Genomic DNA, 18,916 nt, shown 5'->3' with positions numbered 1-18,916 from the left:
TTCGGTACTACTAAGACTATTCGTTAATGATAAACCCGCTTCGCAGACACCCAGCGCCGCAGGGCATGAACTGAAACCTCATATGCAATAGAGCGAGAGTCAGACTAAAAATTATCTCAATACTCCGGCTGGTTTGGCAACTGAATAAAATCGCCGGACAATAAAGGGAGGATTGATGTCGTACCCGACTCTCAAATCGGTACCCCTTGTATGCTAAATCCGTCCTCACGTCAAACACCTGAAACGTGTTTAGCATGAAAAACCTGCTTAACGTACTGCCAGAATCCGTGGCGTAATAAAGACAACCAGTTCGCGACGTTCATTATCTTTCCCGTCACGACGAAACAGACGTCCCAGTACCGGGATATCGCCAAGCAGCGGGACGCTGTCGCGGGCGGTTTTGTTTTTCTGCGAAAAGATGCCGCCCAACGCTAAAGTCTCGCCGCTGCGAACTTCCACCAGGGTCTCTATCTCCTGCTTATCGATGGCCAGCGCTTCGCCGTTTTCCTGCTTCAGCACCTGGCCTGGCGTATTCTCGCTTATTCGCAGCTTAAGCCGCACTCTTCCCTGCTGCAGCACCGTCGGCGTGACCTCCATGCCCAGCACCGCCTCTTTGAACTCCACCGAAGTGGCGCCGCTTTCGCCACTGGAAACCTGATAGGGGATCTCGCTTCCCTGCTTGATGCTGGCAGGCTGCATGTGGGAGGCCAATAAACGCGGGCTGGCAATAATTTCGACCTGCTGCTTGCGCTCCAGCGCGGATAGCTCCAGCTCAAGCAAGCGACCGTTGATCTTGCCGATGTTAAACCCTGCGCGGGTGCTGGCATCGTTTACCGATACATCGCTGCTTAGGGTGGTGATTTGCCCGGAGCCTGGCGGGCTTCCGGCTTCCGCAAGCCGCCACTTCACCCCCAGCTCACGAAGGCTGGTTTCGCTCATCGACACGATATGGGCGGCCAGCTCCACCTGGCCGACCGGCAGATCCATCTCCTGCGCCCAGGCCTTCAACGCCGGCAGGTGCCGGGCATCATCGCGGATCAGCAGCCGATTAGTCCGCTTGTCCGCCATCAGGTGTCCCCTGGCGCTGAGCAGCTTTCCGCCGCTTTTAGCCAGCTCCTCAGCGTCGGCAAAGTGCAGGGTCACGCTCTCCGCCTGCAGGGGCAGGTTCTGCAGGCGTTTCTCCTGTTCGGCTTCACGCTGCGCCTGATTTGCCTTTTGCCAGGCCTGAGTGTGCGCGTAGATGACCGTCCCCTGCTGTTGCAAAGAGAGACCCGCGCTATCCGCTACCGCCCGCAGCGCCTGGCTCCAGGGAACCTTCTGCAGACGCAGGGAGAGCGTGCCGCTGACGTCCGGCGCGACGACGAGGTTTTTATGGTTCATTTCGGCCAGGGCTTGCAGCACCTGGGCCACTGGCGCATCGTCAATCACCAGCGAAACCGGTTTATCATTGCGGGCGGCGGGGGCCACCGCCAGCGGCAGCAGCAGAAGCAGCAGGCTTATCCATCGCATCATGTTGTTTCCCTTCACGTTGCCAGCGCCACGCTGGCGGTTCACATCCCGAAGACGTGACGATGTCCAGCTCACCGGCCGTCAGCCGGCTCACCCGCCAGCCCGTGGGCAATTGCTCATCCATGCGTACCCGTCGCCACTTTCCGTTCCCATCCTGCAGAAACCCCGTCCAGCCAGCCTCATCCCCAACCGCCCCGCCATAGCGCCATTGCGAAAGCTGCGCCGTGCGGCAGGGATCCTCAACCGGCTGGAAAGGGTCACGCTCGGCCGCCAGCAGCGACAGCGGTAGCCACAGGAAGATCCAGCGTTTACCGCTCATCTTCCGCCTCCAGCAGCAGTCGCAGGCGGAGCGTCTGCGCCTCACGGCCCAGCGAAAACGAACGCGGATTCATCCCGCAGCGCGCCAGCCAGGAAAAAAGCGCGGGTACCGTTGACCAGGACAGGGTCAGCTCCATCTCGCCGCCGCTTCCCTGCGGACGCCAGGCGATAAGCTTCGCTCCGGAGAGCGGAATGGCTATGGGCGAAAATGACTGCGTGTCGATGCGCGCCCCGGGATTTTCCTCGCCGGGGATGCGCAGCGCCATGATCCGCCGCCACTGCGTTTGCAACGCCGCATCACGGGTTACCGCCGCCTGCGGAGGGCGCAGATCGCGCCAGAGCGCCACGCCGCCTCCCGACAGCCCCATTGCGAGCAGGATCGGCAGCCCCGTCCAGGCGCCCCGAAGGTTAATCCGCATCAGCGCGCGCTCCCGTCAGGGTAAAACTGAACTGCCAACGCCCCTCGGCGTCGCGCTGGGTCCCGCCGGCTTTTGCCGGCGCGAATCCCGCGACGCGAGTCAGCGCAGCCTCCACGCTGGTTAGCGCCTGCAGGTTAAGGGCCAGGCCGTCCAGCGTGAGGAGTACGCCCTGGTACTCCAGCCGCGTCAGCCACGCCTGCGCGGGCAGATCTGCCGCCAGCACCTGCAGCCTGGGTTGCCAGGCGGCGATCGCCGATCTGCGCTGGTACTGCTGGCGCTGCCGTTGATGCTGCTGCCACGCCTCACGCATCGCCTGCTCGCGCTGCTTAAGCGAAGCGAGCAGCTGCGCGTCGGCCGTCGTGTGAAGCGTCGCCAGGAAGTCGCGCTGCAGACGCGCCGTTCGGCTCACCAGCAGGCCCATCCCGCCCAGCAGCACAATGCCGATGGTTAACAACAGGACGTAGCGCAGGCGCTGGCGGCGACGCAGGTCGCGCCAGGGAAGAAGATTAACGACATGCGTCATTCCGCCCGCCTCCCAGCGCCAGCCCAAGGGCAATGGCGTAACGATCGCCATCGGCTGGCAGCGGGGGCTGCCGACGGTGAATCACTTGCCAGACATCAAAGCGACTGGCCTCATCGCCCGCGTCAATACACAGGCGCAGCGGAACCTGAAGCTGCCCCGCCAGCTGGCTTAAGGACCCGACATCAGCGCAGGCGTCACTGCCCCAGGCCTCACGGGTCGCCCACAGCCAGTGCTTTTCATCCCGCCACGCCAGGCCCTGGTCTGCCGCAGTCATCCAGGGGAAAAAGGCGCCGAGCGCACTGGCATCCGGTACGATGGCCGCCACCCGCAGCCGCAGCCGCCCTGCCAGCTCCCGCAGAACATTGATATCCAGCCGCTGCGCCGCCGTAACCTGCCAGCCGTCATCCCGCGAGGTGGGCGCATAATCAATACATAGCGCGGAGGCAGGCATTGCCAGCTGCTGGCTCATGGCGCTGGCTACCCACGTCGCCTGTTCCCGCTCCCGCAAGGCGAACTGGGGATACGGAAGACGCTTTTGCAGTGTGCGCACCGCGGGAAAGGCGATACTAACCTGATGCTGCGCCGGTAGCTCCCGCCGCCAGGCGGCCAGCCGCGAACCGAGTGCGCTGACGTCCGCCACCATTCCCTGACGTACCAGCCCCGGCGGCAATGGGATACGCCACCAGCGGCGCAGCGCCCAGTGTGAACGTTCATGCAATAGCGCGACAATGGCAATGCTATCCTGTTGGATATGCATTCCAAGCCGCCAGTTTCTGAAAGCCATGCTTACGATCTCCTTATCCGGCAAAACTGCCCGGCTATATCAATGCACCTGGCTTGCCTTTATACTACCGCGCGTTTGTTTATAAACTGCCCAAATAAAACTAAATGGGAAAACACCGGTGAAGTTCGTAAAGTATCTATTGATCCTTGCAGTCTGTTGCGTACTGCTGGGAGCAGGCTCGATTTTTGGCCTCTACAAATACATAGAGCCGCAACTCCCCGACGTCGCAACCCTGAAGGATGTGCGTTTGCAGATCCCGATGCAGGTCTATAGCGCCGACGGTGAGCTTATTGCGCAGTACGGCGAAAAGCGCCGTATCCCTGTGACGTTGCAGCAAATTCCCCCCGAGCTGGTGAAAGCGTTTATCGCCACCGAAGACAGCCGCTTCTATGAGCACCACGGCGTCGATCCGGTAGGTATTTTCCGCGCCGCCAGCGTGGCGATGTTTTCAGGCCACGCCTCCCAGGGCGCCAGCACCATCACCCAGCAGTTAGCGCGTAACTTCTTTCTCAGCCCCGAGAAGACGTTGATGCGTAAGATTAAAGAGGCCTTTCTGGCCATCCGCATCGAGCAGTTGCTGAATAAAGATGAAATCCTTGAGCTGTATCTGAACAAGATCTACCTCGGCTACCGCGCCTATGGCGTCGGCGCCGCGGCGCAGGTCTATTTTGGCAAACCTATCGACCAGCTGACCCTGAGTGAGATGGCGGTGATTGCCGGTCTGCCGAAAGCGCCTTCCACTTTTAACCCGCTCTATTCGATGGATCGCGCGACCGCCCGTCGCAACGTGGTGCTGTCGCGTATGCTGAGCGAAGGATACATCACCCAGGCGCAATACGATGAGGCGCGCAGCGAACCCATCGACGCCAGCTATCACGCGCCGAAAATCGCCTTCTCCGCCCCTTACCTGAGTGAAATGGTGCGCCAGGAGATGGTGAATCGCTACGGTGAGCAGGCCTACGAAGACGGTTATCGGGTCTACACCACCATTACCCGTAAAAACCAGCAGGCGGCCCAGCAGGCGGTACGCAATAACGTGCTGGATTACGATATGCGTCACGGCTACCGCGGCCCGGCCAGCGTACTGTGGAAAGTCGGTGAAACGCCGTGGGAGACGAAGAAGATCGTCGATTCGCTGAAGCGTCAGTCTGGCTACGGTCCGCTTTTCCCGGCGGTGGTCACCTCCGCGAATGCCCAGGAGGCTGTCGCGCTGTTGGCTAACGGCAACTCCGTTTCGCTGACGATGGAGGGCGTGCGCTGGGCCCGTCGCTTTATCTCTGATACGCAGCAAGGGGCGACCCCGCGTAAAGTCAACGACGTTGTGCAGGCCGGGCAGCAGATCTGGGTACGCAAGGTGGGTGACAGCTGGTGGCTGTCCCAGCTCCCGGACGTCAACTCAGCGCTGGTCTCCATTAACCCGCAAAACGGCGCGATTATTGCCCTTGTCGGCGGGTTTGACTTTAACCAGAGCAAATTCAACCGCGCCACCCAGGCGCTGCGCCAGGTCGGCTCCAACATTAAACCGTTCCTCTATACCGCCGCGATGGATAAAGGCTTAACGCTGGCAAGTATGCTCAACGATGTGCCGATCTCGCGCTGGGATGCGGGCGCAGGTTCCGACTGGCGGCCGAAGAACTCGCCGCCGCAGTATGCCGGTCCGATTCGTTTACGCCAGGGCCTGGGGCAGTCGAAAAACGTGGTGATGGTGCGCGCTATGCGCGCCATGGGCGTAGACTACGCCGCCGAGTACCTGCAGCGCTTTGGCTTCCCGGCGCAGAACATTGTCCACACGGAATCGTTGGCGCTGGGCTCAGCCTCCTTTACGCCCCTGCAGGTCGCTCGCGGTTATTCGGTGATGGCCAACGGCGGCTTCCTGGTCAATCCTTTCTTTATCAGTAAGATTGAGAACGATCAGGGCGGGGTCCTCTTCGAGGAGCGTCCGAAAATTGCCTGTCCGCAGTGTGATTTACCGGTAATTTACGGCGATACGCCAAAATCCAACGTGCTGGAAAACAAGGATGTGGAAGATGTCGCCACCTCCGCGGAACCGCAGAATGGCAACGTGCCGCCGCAGCCGCAGCTGGAGCAGGCCAACCAGTCGCTGGTCGCGCAGAGCGGCGCACAGGAATACGCGCCGCATGTGATTAACACACCGCTGGCCTTCCTGATCAAGAGCGCGCTGAACAGCAACATCTTTGGCGAGCCGGGCTGGATGGGCACCGGCTGGCGCGCCGGACGCGATCTGCAGCGGCATGACATCGGTGGGAAAACCGGGACCACCAACAGCTCGAAGGACGCCTGGTTCTCAGGCTACGGACCGGGCGTGGTGACCTCGGTTTGGATCGGCTTTGACGATCATCGTCGCGATCTTGGCCGGACCACCGCCTCCGGAGCGATTAAAGATCAGATCTCTGGCTATGAAGGCGGTGCCAAAAGCGCCCAGCCGGCCTGGGACAGCTTTATGAAGAGCGTGCTGGAAGGCGTTCCGGAAGAACCGTTAACTCCGCCGCCGGGTATCGTCACGGTGAATATCGACCGCAGCACCGGTCAGTTGGCGAATGGGGGCAATAGCCGGGCGGAGTACTTTATTGAAGGAACCCAGCCCACCCAGCAGGCAGTCCGTGAGGTGGGCACCACCCTGACTGACGGCGGCGGTGAAACCCACGAATTGTTCTGACAAAAAAAGCGCCTGCGGGCGCTTTTTTATTGCTGCTTAGCGTGGACGCTCGTTCAGAGTCGGCCCTGGGCCTGCAGCCATTCCCGCACTAAAAACAGCGCGCTGACGTTACGGGCCTCATTAAAATCTTCTTCATCCAGCAGCGACATCAGCTGCGCCAGCGGCCAGCGCACCTGCGGTAGCGGCTCAGGTTCATCGCCCGGCAGTGACTCCGGATAGAGATCTTCCGCCACCATGATATTCATTTTGCTGGAGAAGTAGGAGGGGGCCATACTGAGCTTCTTCAAAAACGTCAGCTTATTGGCGCCATAGCCAACCTCTTCTTTCAGCTCGCGATTGGCCGCTTCATCCACGGTTTCACCTGGATCAATCAGCCCTTTGGAGAAGCCCAGCTCGTAGGACTCCGTCCCCACGGCATACTCACGAATCAAAATAATGTGATCATCCACAATCGGCACAATCATCACCGCTTCACGGGTGGAAGGCCGCATACGTTCATAAACGCGACGCACACCGTTGCTGAACTCCAGATCGACGCTTTCGACATTAAAGAGGCGCGAACGGGCGACAGTTTCAACATTGAGAATGGTGGGTTTTTGTAATGATTTGCTCATTGTCATCGGTCTATGCTGTGATTAAGCAGTCATTGTGCGATACGCAACACGCTTTCGGCAATCCAAATTGCTACTTATTTACAGAGTTGTAACCTTTTCCCTGCAGGGGGAAAAGTAATAAAGATAAAAAAGTCAATAGCTTGAATTCGCTTTGAGAATTTACCGATTTCTGCGCTTTAACGTTTTTGGTAAGCTTGTGCGCTGCTGCATGACATATTCACTACCCTGTAAACAGGTGCGCCGCTAACACTGCAGCTTGACGTTAGTCTTCACGTTCACCGACGATTTCGTAAGAAAAAAATAACTTTGATGGGATGGGCATGGGCACCTTTCTGATATTCCTTACAGCTCTGCTAATCTGCGTATTGCTCATCGGATGGTGGTATCGCGCTCACGCCAGACGCCGCCGACTCCCCCTACTGCTCGCCTTTAGCGACGCTACCACGCGGCAGCTTCCTGCGGATGAGCGCCAGGCTATTGAGAAGTATGTTGCCGAGTTGAGCCACGCCCAGCAGGTGCCGGCGTCCGGTGCGACCAGCGCGCCTGTCGCTCTGGCGCTGAACGAACAGAGTGATACCGTCTATGCGGTGACACGCGCCATCACCCGCTACGGGATCACCACCGACGCGCCGAATAAATGGCGCTATTTCCTCGATTCGGTTGAAGTTCATCTGCCGCCGTTCTGGGAACAGCATATCAACGATGAAAACAGCGTCGAGCTGATCCCCACCGACAGCCTGCCGCTGGTTATCACCCTTAACGGTCATAGCCTGAGCGACTATCGCCAGGAAGCGCAAAGCTACGCCCTGGAACGCGCTTCGGCCACCCAGGCCTCCATTCGCGGCGAAGAGAGCGAGCAGGTAGAGTTGCGGCAGATCCGTCGGGAAACGCCTGAAGAACACGCTCTGAATCGCCCGGACGGGCTGCGCGAAGCGATCCTGATCGTCGCCTCCTTTCTGTTCTTTTATTTCAGCCTGATTGGGCCAGCTGTCTTTACCCCCTGGCTGGTCGCCGCAGGTTTGTTGCTGCTCGCCGCCGGACTGTGGGGGATTTATGCCCCGCCGCGTCGCGCCGCGCTGCGCGAAATCCATTGCCTGCGGGGCGTCCCTAAGCGCTGGGGATTGTTTGGCGAAAACGATCAGGAGCAAATCAATAACATCTCGCTGGGCATTATCGATCTCATCTATCCTCGCCACTGGCAACCCTGGATTGCCCAGGACCTGGGGCAGCAGACCGATATTGATATCTATCTCAACCGCCACGTGGCCCGTCAGGGACGCTACCTGTCGCTTCATGATGAAGTGAAAAACTTCCCGCTGCAGTACTGGCTACGCAGCGCGATTATCGCCGCCGGCGCCCTGGTGGTGGTGATTATGCTGTGGGCCAGCGTACCGTTGAATATGCCGTTTAAGTTCACCCTGTCGTGGCTGAAGGGCGCGCAAACGATTGAAGCCACTACCGTCAGCCAGCTGGAAAAAGCCCATGTGCGCATTGGCGATACGCTGCGCCTGACCGGTACCGGGATGTGTAACATCCGCACGCCGGGCAGTTGGTCCGCCAAAGAGGATTCGCCGTTCCTGCCTTTCGATTGTTCACAGATTGTGTGGAACGACGCCCCTCCTCTGCCGCTGCCGGAGTCTGACATTGTCAGCAAAGCGACCGCCCTGATGCAGTCCGTCCAGCGCCAGCTGCACCCGGAAACCGACGATGATTCCCGCGTCAGCCCTGCCCTACGCTCCGCCATTCAGAAATCAGGCATGGTGCTACTGGATGATTTCGGCGATATCGTGCAGAAAACTAACGATCTCTGCTCGGCAAAGGATGATTGCCTGCGGCTGAAGAATGCGTTGGTCAATCTTGGCAATACCCGTAACTGGGAAACGTTAACCAAGCGCGCCACCGCCGGCAAGCTGGATGGCGTGAACGTGCTGCTGCGGCCGGTCAGCGCCGAGTCGCTGGAGAATCTGGTGACCACCTCAACCGCGCCCTTTGTGATACGCGAAACCTCGCGGGCCGCGCAGGCGCTGAACAGCCCGGCTCCCGGCGGTTTTCTTATCGCCAGCGATGAGGGCAGCGTACTGGTCAATCAGCCGTGGCCGGCGGTGAGTCTGTATGATTATCCGGCCCATGAGCAGTGGGGCGAACTGCGGCGGCTGGCCGGTATGCTCATGCATACCCCCTTCCATGCCGAAGGTATCGTTACCAACCTGTTTACTGACGCCAACGGCACGCAGCATATCAACCTGCATCGCATCCCCGACCGCAGCGGCCTGTGGCGTTATCTGGGCATCACCCTGCTGCTGCTGTCAATGGTGGGGTGCATGGCTTACCACGCCGTGCAGGCCCTGCGTCGTTATCAACGCCATCGTCAGCGTATGGAAGAGATTCAGAAATATTACGAAAGCTGCCTTAATCCGGTTTTGCTCCCCTCATCTGACTCGCAAGATTAATTTTCCCGGCGACAGGGTGTGATACCCTGTCGCCCATTTTCCGCTCGCTGGAGAGTCATCATGCACTTTGATATCGCCTGGCAGGAGGTCGATACCGTTCTGCTGGATATGGACGGCACGCTCCTGGACCTCGCCTTCGACAACTACTTCTGGCAAACGCTGGTGCCTGAAACCTGGGGGGCCGCCCGCGGCCTCAATTTGCAGGAGGCGAAAGAGGCCATGCGCCAGGAGTATCACGCCGTGCAGCATACGCTAAACTGGTACTGTCTGGATTACTGGAGCGAGCGCCTGGGTTTGGATATTTGTGCGATGACCAGCGAACAAGGTCCGCGCGCCACGCTGCGCGAGGATACCGTGCCGTTCCTTGATGCGCTCAAGGCCTGCGGTAAGCGACGCATTCTGTTGACCAATGCCCATCCCCACAATCTGGCGGTGAAGCTCAAACACACCGGCCTGGACGCGCACCTTGATTTATTACTTTCCACCCACACATTTGGTTATCCGAAAGAGGATCAGCGTCTGTGGCGCGCCGTGGCGGAGGAAACTGGCCTTGAGGCGCACAAAACGCTGTTTGTCGACGACAGCGAGGCGATACTGGATGCCGCGAGGGAGTTTGGCATTCGTTACTGCCTGGGTATTACCAATCCTGACTCCGGACTGGCGGAAAAGCAGTATCTGCGCCATCCGGGGCTGAATGATTACCGACGACTGATCCCTTCGCTTACCCCGAAGGAGAGGCGATGAAAGAGAAGCCCACCGAAACCGTCAGACTGGACAAATGGCTTTGGGCCGCCCGCTTTTACAAAACCCGCGCGCTGGCGCGGGAAATGATTGAAGGCGGCAAGGTGCATTACAACGGACAACGTAGCAAACCCGGAAAAATCGTCGAACTCGACGCCATGCTGACGCTGCGCCAGGGCAACGACGAGCGGACGGTGCGCATTATCGGCATTACCGAACAGCGCCGCCCGGCAAGCGAAGCCGTCAACCTGTATGAAGAGACGGCGGAGAGTATCGAGAAGCGTGAAAAAATGGCCCTGGCGCGCAAAATGAACGCCCTGACCATGCCGCACCCTGACAGACGTCCGGACAAGAAAGAGCGCCGCGACCTGATGAGATTTAAACACGGCGAGAGTGAATAACTCGCGCCAGAAAGAGAGATGATTATGACTCAACACGATCAATTACATCGTTATCTGTTTGAAAACTATGCCGTGCGCGGCGAGCTGGTGACGGTGTCGGAAACCCTGGAACAGATTCTGGCGAATCACACCTATCCCCAACCGGTCAAAACGGTGCTGGCGGAGCTGTTGGTCGCCACCAGTCTGCTGACCGCGACGCTGAAGTTTGCCGGCGACATTACCGTGCAGCTGCAGGGGGATGGCCCTTTACAGCTGGCGGTGATCAACGGCAATAACCAGCAGCAGCTGCGCGGCGTCGCGCGCGTGCAGGGCGAGATTGCGGACGATGCGGATCTGAAAACGATGGTCGGCAACGGCTACCTGGTCATTACCATCTCTCCGGAAGAAGGTGAGCGCTATCAGGGCGTGGTCGGTCTGGAAGGCGATACGCTGGCCGCCTGCCTGGAAGATTATTTCCAGCGTTCAGAGCAGCTGCCGACGCGCCTTATCATCCGCACCGGCGATCATGAAGGCCAGCCGATGGCGGGCGGGATGCTGCTGCAGGTGATGCCGGCGCAGGATGCCCAGACTGCCGACTTCGAGCACCTGGCGACGCTTACCGAGACCATTAAGGCGGAAGAGCTGTTCACCCTGCCGGCAAATGATGTGCTGTGGCGTCTGTACCATGAAGAAGAAGTCACGGTCTACGACCCGCAGAGCGTGGAGTTCAAGTGCACCTGCTCCCGCGAACGCTGCGCCGGCGCGCTGAAGACGCTGCCGGATGAAGAGATTGATAGCATCCTCGCCGACGAAGGCGAAATTGATATGCACTGCGACTACTGCGGTAACCACTATATCTTCAATGCCATGGATATTGCCGAGATCCGTAATAACGCCTCTCCGGCCGATCCGCAGGTTCATTAATCCCCGCATCTTTCTCAGGCACAGGGCGGCAATGTTGTTTGTCGCGTTGTGCCTGACTTTTAATTTATTCGCGAGTTGAATCGATTTTCCCTGAAAGAGTTACGTAATTTAATTTCAGGAAAGCGATTACATTCACATTTCAGCAGTTTTTTTAATTACTTTTTAACCATTGAGAAACATCTAACCCCACCATCCGTCCATTTCCTGAGATAATCCACTCCACTTCGTGACAGGAGTCACCGTTTTTATCGTCATTCTGAGGAATGTCGAGATACGTAAATCTATGAGCCTGGTCGCGGTCAATACCCGGCAATTAACCCTACAATTTACAGCAGTACATCTTGGCTAAGGAGCAGTGACATGCGCGTTAATCATGGTTTAACCCCGCAGGATCTCAAGGCTTATGGTATCAATGACGTCCAGGATATCGTCCACAACCCCAGCTACGACATGTTGTTTCAGGAAGAGCTCGACCCGAACCTGGAAGGCTACGAACGTGGCGTATTAACCACTCTGGGTGCTATCGCCGTCGACACGGGCATTTTTACCGGTCGTTCTCCGAAAGATAAGTATCTCGTGCGCGACGACACCACCCGCGACACCGTCTGGTGGTCCGATAAAGGCAAAGGTAAAAACGACAACAAGCCGCTTTCGCAGGAAACCTGGCAGCATCTGAAAGGGCTGGTGACCCAGCAACTGTCCGGTAAACGCCTGTTTATCGTCGACGCTTTCTGCGGCGCCAACGCCGATACCCGTCTCAGCGTACGTTTCATTACCGAAGTGGCCTGGCAGGCGCACTTCGTTAAAAACATGTTCATCCGTCCGAGCGATGAAGAGCTGGCTGAATTCGAGCCCGACTTCATCGTGATGAACGGCGCGAAATGCACTAATCCGCAGTGGAAAGAGCAGGGCCTCAATTCGGAAAACTTCGTCGCCTTCAACCTCACCGAGCGCATTCAGTTGATCGGCGGCACCTGGTACGGCGGCGAGATGAAGAAAGGGATGTTCTCGATCATGAACTACCTGCTGCCGCTGAAGGGCATCGCCTCCATGCACTGCTCAGCCAACGTCGGCGAGAAAGGCGATGTCGCCATTTTCTTCGGCCTCTCAGGCACCGGCAAAACCACCCTCTCCACCGACCCGAAACGCCGCCTGATTGGCGATGACGAACATGGCTGGGATGACGACGGCGTGTTTAACTTCGAAGGGGGCTGCTACGCCAAGACCATCAAGCTCTCTGAAGCGGCCGAGCCAGATATCTATCACGCCATCCGCCGCAACGCCCTGCTGGAAAACGTGGTGGTACGCGCCGACGGCACGGTCGATTTCGATGACGGTTCAAAGACCGAAAATACCCGCGTCTCCTACCCCATCGACCACATCGACAACATTGTTAAGCCGGTGTCTAAAGCGGGTCACGCTACCAAAGTGATCTTCCTGACGGCCGATGCGTTCGGCGTCCTGCCGCCGGTCTCCCGCCTGACCGCCGACCAGACGCAGTACCATTTCCTGTCCGGGTTTACCGCCAAACTGGCCGGCACCGAGCGCGGCGTAACCGAACCCACGCCAACCTTCTCCGCCTGCTTCGGCGCCGCCTTCCTGTCGCTGCACCCGACGCAGTACGCCGAAGTGCTGGTCAAACGCATGCAGGCGGCTGGCGCGCAGGCTTATCTGGTCAATACCGGCTGGAACGGCACCGGCAAGCGCATCTCGATTAAAGATACCCGCGCGATCATCGACGCCATCCTCAATGGCTCGCTGGACAACGCGGAGACCTTTACCCTGCCGATGTTTAACCTGCAGATCCCGACGGCGCTCCCGGGCGTGGATACCCACATCCTCGATCCGCGCAGCACCTATGGTTCCCCGGAGCAGTGGCAGGAAAAAGCCGACCAGCTGGCGAAGCTGTTTATTGAGAATTTTGAGAAGTATACCGATACGCCAGCGGGCGCCGCGCTGGTGGCGGCAGGACCGCAGCGCTAACGGGCGCAAAGGTGAAAAAGCCGGGCTTGCCCGGCTTTTTATTGTGCAACATCCTGAGCAGCTAACCGCGGGCGCGATCAGCTCTCCCTGGCGGGTTTCATCGGCGCCAGCATCCGGTGCACCGGCAGCCAGGCGCGGATCAGTAACCCGCCGCGTTCGCTGGAGCCAATCTCCAGCCGGCCGTTGTGATTGTCGATAATACGCTGAACAATCGCCAACCCCAGCCCGGTGCCGCTGGTGCTGCGGGCACTGTCGCCGCGTACAAACGGCTGAAACAGGTGCTCCCGCTGCTCAGGTTTAATCCCCGGTCCATCATCTTCTACCTGGAACCAGGCCCGGCTCGCTTCGCTGCCGCTGCTGACCTTGATCCAGCCATTGCCATAGCGGGCCGCGTTGACCACCATATTCGCCAGCGCGCGCTTGATAGACAGCGGGTGCATACGTACCGGAATTTCGCCGGCCTGCAGGGCGGTGGCGATTTCCCGCTCATAGCCACTCTCCGCAGCGATCACTTCCCCCAGCACCGCATTCAGATCCGCCAGCTCCATCGGCATCTCCTGCCCGGTGCGCAGATAGTCGATAAACTGCTCGATGATGGCGTTGCACTCTTCGATATCTTTGTTGATCGACTCCGCGAGATAGCCGTCCTGCTCGCCCATCATCTCGGTGGCCAGACGAATGCGGGTCAGCGGGGTTCGTAAATCATGACTGACCCCGGCCATCAGCAGCGTACGGTCATCAGCCAACTGCTTCACGCCCGCCGCCATATGGTTAAAGGCTCGCGTCACCGAACGCACTTCGGAGGCGCCATACTCGCGCAGCGGCGGCGGAATAATGCCGCGCCCGACCTGCAGCGCCGCGTGCTCCAGATCCACCAACGGGCGGTTCTGAATACGAATAAACAGCCAGGCGCCGCCTATCGCCAGCAGCATGATCGCCAGGGTATAGCGGAACAGCGGCGAGAAGTCGCCCTGATGGATCTCGGTCAGCGGCACCCGCACCCAGATATTGGGCGACAGCCAGGTCTTCAGCCACACCACAGGGGAGCTTTTATTGACCTCTACCCGCACCTCTGTGGGGCCACCAAGCTGATGGGCCATCTGCTGACTTAAGAATTCATAATGCTGCGCCCAGCGCAGGCCTGCGTCTTCCGCCGCTTCATTGGAATAGAGCGAAATCCCCAGCTCGCGATAAATTTCACGACGAAACGCCGGGGGCACCACCAGCTGGGTGCCATCCTCCAGCTGCAGTTTGTCGGTCATCAGCATACGCACTTCGTAGGCTAACACTTTATTAAACTGCTGGAGACTCGGCAGGATCGCGAAATTCAGTACCACCAGATAGGTCGTCACCAGGCTGACGAACAGCAAGGTGACGATCAGGAGCAGTATGCGAGCAAAGGAGCTGCGCGGCGAAAAGCGCACGCGTTTCATGCCTTAGAACCGTCCGGGACGAAGACGTAGCCCAGACCCCAGACGGTCTGGATGTAGCGCGGATGCGCCGGGTCCTCTTCCACCATGCGGCGCAGGCGGGAGATCTGTACGTCGATGGAGCGCTCCATCGCAGAGTATTCGCGGCCGCGGGCGAGGTTCATCAGCTTATCGCGCGACAGCGGCTCACGGGGATGGCTCACCAGCGCCTTCAGGACCGCGAATTCGCCGCTGGTCAACGGCATCGGCTCGTCTTCACGGAACATCTCGCGGGTGCCTAAATTCAGTTTGAATTTACCAAAGGCGATAACCGCCTCTTCCTGCGACGGCGCGCCCGGCAGCTCGTTCGCCTGGCGGCGCAGCACCGCCCGGATGCGGGCCAGCAGTTCGCGCGGGTTAAACGGCTTCGGAATATAGTCGTCAGCCCCGATCTCCAGACCCACGATCCGATCGACCTCTTCGCCTTTCGCCGTCACCATAATGATCGGCATCGGGTTACTCTGGCTGCGCAGACGACGGCAGATAGAGAGACCATCTTCGCCCGGCAGCATCAGATCCAGCACCATCAGGTGGAAGGATTCACGGGTTAACAGACGATCCATCTGTTCGGCGTTCGCCACGCTACGAACCTGGAAGCCCTGCTCGGTCAGATAACGCTCGAGCAGCGCACGCAGGCGCATGTCGTCATCCACAACCAGAATCTTATAATTCTCTTGCATTGTTTGTACTCCCAAAGGTTCACTGCAATAGTCAGTGCGTATTCTCAAAAAAGCCCGGCGCGCTCACCAGCTAAATCTGGTATATATTCCAGGCTAAATTGTTACAAAGCATATTTAACAGCAGGTTAAGTATACATTTAATCATAAGACACAGTATTTATCCTGTCGGTATTATTACGCGCTACAAATTGTGCGCAACGACAGACAGTCAGAAGGTTGAACTCACGATGAAAACGCCGCTGATCACCCGCGAGGGATATGAAAAACTGAAGCAGGAGATGGACTACCTGTGGCGCCAGGAGCGTCCGGAAGTGACCAAAAAGGTGACCTGGGCCGCCAGTCTCGGCGACCGCAGCGAGAACGCGGACTACCAGTACAACAAAAAGCGCCTGCGGGAGATCGATCGCCGGGTCCGCTATCTGACCAAATGTCTGGAACAGTTGAAAATCGTCGATTACTCGCCGCAACAGGAAGGTAAAGTCTTCTTCGGCGCCTGGGTAGAGATTGAAAACGATGAAGGCGATATCAAGCGCTTTCGCATCGTCGGTTACGATGAAATTTTTGGCCGCAAAGACTATATCTCCATCGACTCGCCGATGGCGCGCGCACTGTTAAAAAAAGAGGTTGGCGATCTGGCCATCGTCAACACGCCGGCGGGCGAAGCCAGCTGGTATGTCAACGAGATCGAATACGTTAAATAGACAAGAACTTTCCGAGAGACGCCCGGCGCGGCTGGTATTTTTAGCCGTCAGTCCGTATAACTAGTCCCTGTTTTTTGACCCTAAAGATGAATTAAAAGCCATGATGAATGATTCGCTCTGCCGCATTATTGCGGGTGAACTTCAGGCCAGAGCCGAACAGGTAGAAGCTGCCGTTCGCCTGCTTGATGAAGGGAACACCGTGCCGTTTATTGCACGTTATCGTAAAGAAGTCACCGGCGGTCTGGATGACACGCAGCTGCGTAATCTGGAAACTCGCCTCGGCTATCTGCGCGAACTCGAAGACCGTCGTCAGGCGATCCTCAAATCCATCGCTGAACAAGGCAAACTGACCGACGCGCTGGAAAAAGCCATCAACACCACGCTCAGCAAAACCGAACTGGAAGATCTCTACCTGCCCTACAAGCCGAAGCGCCGTACACGCGGGCAGATCGCTATCGAAGCCGGGCTCGAACCGCTGGCTGACCTGCTGTGGAACGAACCGGCCCACGATCCGGAAGCGGAGGCCGCAAAATATATTGATGCCGATAAGGGCGTAGCCGACAGCAAAGCGGCCCTGGACGGCGCGCGCTATATTCTGATGGAGCGGTTTGCCGAAGACGCCGCGCTGCTGGCGAAGGTCCGTGACTATCTGTGGAAAAACGCCCACCTGGTCTCCACCGTCTTCAGCGGTAAAGAAGAGGAAGGCGCTAAATTCCGCGACTACTTCGATCACCATGAACCGATCGCCACCGTGCCGTCGCATCGCGCGCTGGCGATGTTCCGCGGTCGCAACGAAGGCGTCCTGCAGCTCTCTTTAAACGCTGACCCGCAGTTTGACGAGCCGCCGAAAGAGAGCCACGGCGAGCAAATTATTATCGACCACCTGGGCCTGCGCCTGAATAACGCCCCGGCGGACAGCTGGCGTAAAGGCGTCGTCAGCTGGACCTGGCGGATCAAAGTCCTGATGCATCTCGAAACCGAGCTGATGGGCACCGTGCGCGAACGCGCGGAGGACGAGGCAATCAACGTCTTCGCCCGCAACCTGCACGATCTGCTGATGGCCGCGCCCGCCGGGCTGCGCGCCACCATGGGACTCGATCCGGGCCTGCGCACCGGGGTGAAAGTGGCCGTCGTCGACGCCACCGGTAAACTGGTCGCTACCGATACCATCTATCCCCACACCGGCCAGGCCGCCAAAGCGGCCGTCGCCGTCGCCGCGCTGTGTGAGAAGTACAACGTTGAGCTGGTGGCCATCGGCAACGGTACCGCCTCGCGTGAAACCGAGCGTTTCTTCCTCGACGTGCAGAAGCAGTTCCCAAAGGTCACCGCCCAGAAGGTGATCGTCAGCGAAGCCGGGGCTTCCGTTTACTCCGCCTCCGAGCTGGCGGCGCAGGAGTTCCCGGACCTCGACGTGTCGCTGCGCGGCGCGGTCTCCATCGCCCGCCGTCTGCAGGATCCCCTGGCCGAGCTGGTGAAAATCGACCCGAAATCCATTGGCGTCGGCCAGTATCAGCACGATGTCAGCCAGACCCAGCTGGCGCGTAAGCTGGACGCGGTGGTGGAAGACTGTGTGAACGCCGTCGGCGTTGACCTGAACACCGCCTCCGTTCCGCTGCTGACCCGCGTCGCCGGCCTGACCCGCATGATGGCGCAGAACATCGTCGCCTGGCGCGACGAGAATGGTCAGTTCCAGAACCGCCAGCAGCTGCTGAAAGTCAGCCGTCTGGGGCCGAAAGCCTTTGAACAGTGCGCGGGCTTCCTGCGTATCAACCACGGCGACAACCCGCTGGATGCCTCCACCGTTCACCCGGAAGCTTACCCGGTGGTCGAACGTATTCTGGCCGCCACCCAGCAGGCGCTAAAAGATCTGATGGGCAATAGCAGTGCGCTGCGCCACCTGAAGGCAGTGGACTTCACCGATGAGAAGTTTGGCGTCCCGACGGTCACCGACATTATCAAAGAGCTGGAAAAACCGGGCCGCGATCCGCGTCCGGAGTTTAAGACCGCGAAGTTCGCCGATGGTGTGGAGACCATGAATGACCTGCTGCCGGGAATGATTCTGGAAGGTGCCGTCACCAACGTCACCAACTTCGGCGCGTTTGTTGATATCGGCGTTCATCAGGACGGACTGGTACACATTTCGTCGCTTTCTGACCGGTTTGTTGAGGATCCGCACACCGTGGTGAAAGCGGGCGACATCGTCAAGGTCAAAGTGATGGAAGTCGATCTGCCGCGTAAGCGTATCGCCCTGACCATGCGTCTCGACGAGCAGCCGGGCGACAGCCACGCCCGCCGCGGCGGTGGTCAGGAGCGCCCGCAGGGTAACCGCCCGGCCGCAAAAGCCGCCAAACCCCGCGGTCGCGAGGCGCAGCCTGCCGGCAACAGCGCGATGATGGATGCCCTCGCCGCAGCGATGGGTAAAAAACGCTAAACTCTCCCTGCCCCTTTTTCAGGGGCAGTTTTTTTTCATGACCAGGCCATCGCCATCACGCGCAAAACAGCTTCAGTTGTTTCTGATAACCTGCTTTTATTCCACGCCTGAAAGGCAGCGAAATTAATATTTTCATTTCGTTAACTTCAGAAACCTTAATTAAACATTAGATCGCCGAAATAATATTTCGCGCATTTTTGATTACAGGCTGACTTTGCGGCATATCAATAAAAAGGTGATTTTCACTTTAAAAATAGCCTGCAGCGCATCATATGTATTGATGATAAAAACCATTCTCATTATCATCGATTAC

At 58.5% G+C, this 18,916-nt stretch carries 16 protein-coding genes; 8 read left to right on the top strand and 8 right to left on the bottom strand.

Annotated features, from left to right (window positions below; genetic code table 11):
• Window positions 1-267: 267 nt before the first annotated feature.
• From hofQ to KB892_RS00165, 5 genes are read right to left on the bottom strand one after another with little or no spacing between them, the layout of a single operon-like run.
• Window positions 268-1,512, bottom strand: coding sequence for a DNA uptake porin HofQ (hofQ, locus tag KB892_RS00185; RefSeq protein WP_004174030.1), 1,245 nt, complete (start codon window positions 1,510-1,512; stop codon window positions 268-270).
• On the bottom strand, window positions 1,445-1,828 hold the full coding sequence (locus KB892_RS00180) for a HofP DNA utilization family protein (protein WP_002920279.1): 384 nt from the start codon (window positions 1,826-1,828) through the stop codon (window positions 1,445-1,447). Before KB892_RS00180 ends, hofQ begins: the two co-directional genes overlap by 68 nt.
• Window positions 1,818-2,246: a HofO family protein gene (locus tag KB892_RS00175; protein ID WP_004151403.1), complete on the bottom strand. Its 429-nt coding sequence runs from the start codon at window positions 2,244-2,246 to the stop codon at window positions 1,818-1,820. Before KB892_RS00175 ends, KB892_RS00180 begins: the two co-directional genes overlap by 11 nt.
• Window positions 2,236-2,769, bottom strand: coding sequence for a PilN domain-containing protein (locus tag KB892_RS00170; RefSeq protein ID WP_004151404.1), 534 nt, complete (start codon window positions 2,767-2,769; stop codon window positions 2,236-2,238). Before KB892_RS00170 ends, KB892_RS00175 begins: the two co-directional genes overlap by 11 nt.
• Window positions 2,753-3,553, bottom strand: a complete 801-nt coding sequence (locus KB892_RS00165; RefSeq protein ID WP_002920313.1) for a type IV pilus biogenesis protein PilM — start codon at window positions 3,551-3,553, stop codon at window positions 2,753-2,755. Before KB892_RS00165 ends, KB892_RS00170 begins: the two co-directional genes overlap by 17 nt.
• A 118-nt stretch (window positions 3,554-3,671) precedes the next feature.
• On the opposite strand from KB892_RS00165, the gene mrcA reads away from it, so the two are divergent.
• Entirely contained in the window at window positions 3,672-6,230 is a 2,559-nt protein-coding gene (mrcA, locus tag KB892_RS00160) for a peptidoglycan glycosyltransferase/peptidoglycan DD-transpeptidase MrcA (protein WP_002920318.1), read from the top strand.
• 53 nt (window positions 6,231-6,283) lie between these two features.
• Here mrcA and nudE read toward each other — a convergent pair whose 3' ends face one another.
• The gene (gene nudE, locus KB892_RS00155; RefSeq protein WP_002920321.1) at window positions 6,284-6,844 is read right to left on the bottom strand and encodes an ADP compounds hydrolase NudE; all 561 of its coding nucleotides are present in this window, start codon (window positions 6,842-6,844) and stop codon (window positions 6,284-6,286) included.
• 320 nt (window positions 6,845-7,164) lie between these two features.
• Between nudE and KB892_RS00150 the strand changes: the two genes are divergently transcribed.
• The 5 genes from KB892_RS00150 (at window position 7,165) to pckA (ending at window position 13,322) form a co-directional block, all read left to right on the top strand.
• Complete coding sequence (locus KB892_RS00150; protein ID WP_002920322.1) at window positions 7,165-9,294, top strand: intracellular growth attenuator family protein; 2,130 nt, start codon at window positions 7,165-7,167, stop codon at window positions 9,292-9,294.
• 60 nt (window positions 9,295-9,354) lie between these two features.
• Entirely contained in the window at window positions 9,355-10,038 is a 684-nt protein-coding gene (yrfG, locus tag KB892_RS00145; RefSeq protein ID WP_002920324.1) for a GMP/IMP nucleotidase, read from the top strand.
• Window positions 10,035-10,436 carry a ribosome-associated heat shock protein Hsp15 gene (hslR, locus tag KB892_RS00140; protein WP_002920326.1) on the top strand — a complete coding sequence of 134 codons (402 nt, stop codon included), beginning with the start codon at window positions 10,035-10,037 and terminating at the stop codon, window positions 10,434-10,436. Before yrfG ends, hslR begins: the two co-directional genes overlap by 4 nt.
• An 18-nt stretch (window positions 10,437-10,454) precedes the next feature.
• A complete protein-coding gene (hslO, locus tag KB892_RS00135) occupies window positions 10,455-11,339 on the top strand; it encodes an Hsp33 family molecular chaperone HslO (RefSeq protein ID WP_004188324.1) in 885 nt (294 codons plus the stop codon).
• A 360-nt stretch (window positions 11,340-11,699) separates the two neighbouring features.
• Entirely contained in the window at window positions 11,700-13,322 is a 1,623-nt protein-coding gene (gene pckA, locus KB892_RS00130) for a phosphoenolpyruvate carboxykinase (ATP) (protein ID WP_002920331.1), read from the top strand.
• A 77-nt stretch (window positions 13,323-13,399) separates the two neighbouring features.
• Here pckA and envZ read toward each other — a convergent pair whose 3' ends face one another.
• On the bottom strand, window positions 13,400-14,755 hold the full coding sequence (gene envZ, locus KB892_RS00125) for a two-component system sensor histidine kinase EnvZ (protein WP_062954950.1): 1,356 nt from the start codon (window positions 14,753-14,755) through the stop codon (window positions 13,400-13,402).
• Complete coding sequence (gene ompR / locus KB892_RS00120; protein WP_001157751.1) at window positions 14,752-15,471, bottom strand: osmolarity response regulator transcription factor OmpR; 720 nt, start codon at window positions 15,469-15,471, stop codon at window positions 14,752-14,754. The genes envZ and ompR overlap by 4 nt, the downstream gene beginning before the upstream one ends.
• 227 nt (window positions 15,472-15,698) lie before the next feature.
• Between ompR and greB the strand changes: the two genes are divergently transcribed.
• Both greB and KB892_RS00110 read left to right on the top strand, forming a co-directional pair.
• Entirely contained in the window at window positions 15,699-16,172 is a 474-nt protein-coding gene (greB, locus tag KB892_RS00115; protein ID WP_002920503.1) for a transcription elongation factor GreB, read from the top strand.
• Window positions 16,173-16,272: 100 nt separating this feature from the next.
• On the top strand, window positions 16,273-18,603 hold the full coding sequence (locus KB892_RS00110) for a Tex family protein (RefSeq protein ID WP_004151405.1): 2,331 nt from the start codon (window positions 16,273-16,275) through the stop codon (window positions 18,601-18,603).
• Window positions 18,604-18,916 lie beyond the last annotated feature (313 nt).

Origin of the sequence: Klebsiella sp. P1927, assembly GCF_018204675.1 — a bacterium.
GTDB lineage: Bacteria > Pseudomonadota > Gammaproteobacteria > Enterobacterales > Enterobacteriaceae > Klebsiella > Klebsiella pneumoniae.
The sequence above is the reverse complement of the archived record's forward strand: the minus strand, read 5'-3'. Positions and strand labels throughout refer to the sequence as shown.

What these genes read in the sequence shown, in the direction of transcription:
- hofQ (WP_004174030.1), bottom strand. Translation starts at nt 1,512, where the DNA reads ATGATGCGATGGATAAGCCTGCTGCTTCTGCTGCTGCCGCTGGCGGTG.
- KB892_RS00180 (WP_002920279.1), bottom strand. Translation starts at nt 1,828, where the DNA reads ATGAGCGGTAAACGCTGGATCTTCCTGTGGCTACCGCTGTCGCTGCTG.
- KB892_RS00175 (WP_004151403.1), bottom strand. Translation starts at nt 2,246, where the DNA reads ATGCGGATTAACCTTCGGGGCGCCTGGACGGGGCTGCCGATCCTGCTC.
- KB892_RS00170 (WP_004151404.1), bottom strand. Translation starts at nt 2,769, where the DNA reads ATGACGCATGTCGTTAATCTTCTTCCCTGGCGCGACCTGCGTCGCCGC.
- KB892_RS00165 (WP_002920313.1), bottom strand. Translation starts at nt 3,553, where the DNA reads ATGGCTTTCAGAAACTGGCGGCTTGGAATGCATATCCAACAGGATAGC.
- nudE (WP_002920321.1), bottom strand. Translation starts at nt 6,844, where the DNA reads ATGAGCAAATCATTACAAAAACCCACCATTCTCAATGTTGAAACTGTC.
- KB892_RS00150 (WP_002920322.1), top strand. Translation starts at nt 7,165, where the DNA reads ATGGGCACCTTTCTGATATTCCTTACAGCTCTGCTAATCTGCGTATTG.
- yrfG (WP_002920324.1), top strand. Translation starts at nt 9,355, where the DNA reads ATGCACTTTGATATCGCCTGGCAGGAGGTCGATACCGTTCTGCTGGAT.
- hslR (WP_002920326.1), top strand. Translation starts at nt 10,035, where the DNA reads ATGAAAGAGAAGCCCACCGAAACCGTCAGACTGGACAAATGGCTTTGG.
- hslO (WP_004188324.1), top strand. Translation starts at nt 10,455, where the DNA reads ATGATTATGACTCAACACGATCAATTACATCGTTATCTGTTTGAAAAC.
- pckA (WP_002920331.1), top strand. Translation starts at nt 11,700, where the DNA reads ATGCGCGTTAATCATGGTTTAACCCCGCAGGATCTCAAGGCTTATGGT.
- envZ (WP_062954950.1), bottom strand. Translation starts at nt 14,755, where the DNA reads ATGAAACGCGTGCGCTTTTCGCCGCGCAGCTCCTTTGCTCGCATACTG.
- ompR (WP_001157751.1), bottom strand. Translation starts at nt 15,471, where the DNA reads ATGCAAGAGAATTATAAGATTCTGGTTGTGGATGACGACATGCGCCTG.
- greB (WP_002920503.1), top strand. Translation starts at nt 15,699, where the DNA reads ATGAAAACGCCGCTGATCACCCGCGAGGGATATGAAAAACTGAAGCAG.
- KB892_RS00110 (WP_004151405.1), top strand. Translation starts at nt 16,273, where the DNA reads ATGATGAATGATTCGCTCTGCCGCATTATTGCGGGTGAACTTCAGGCC.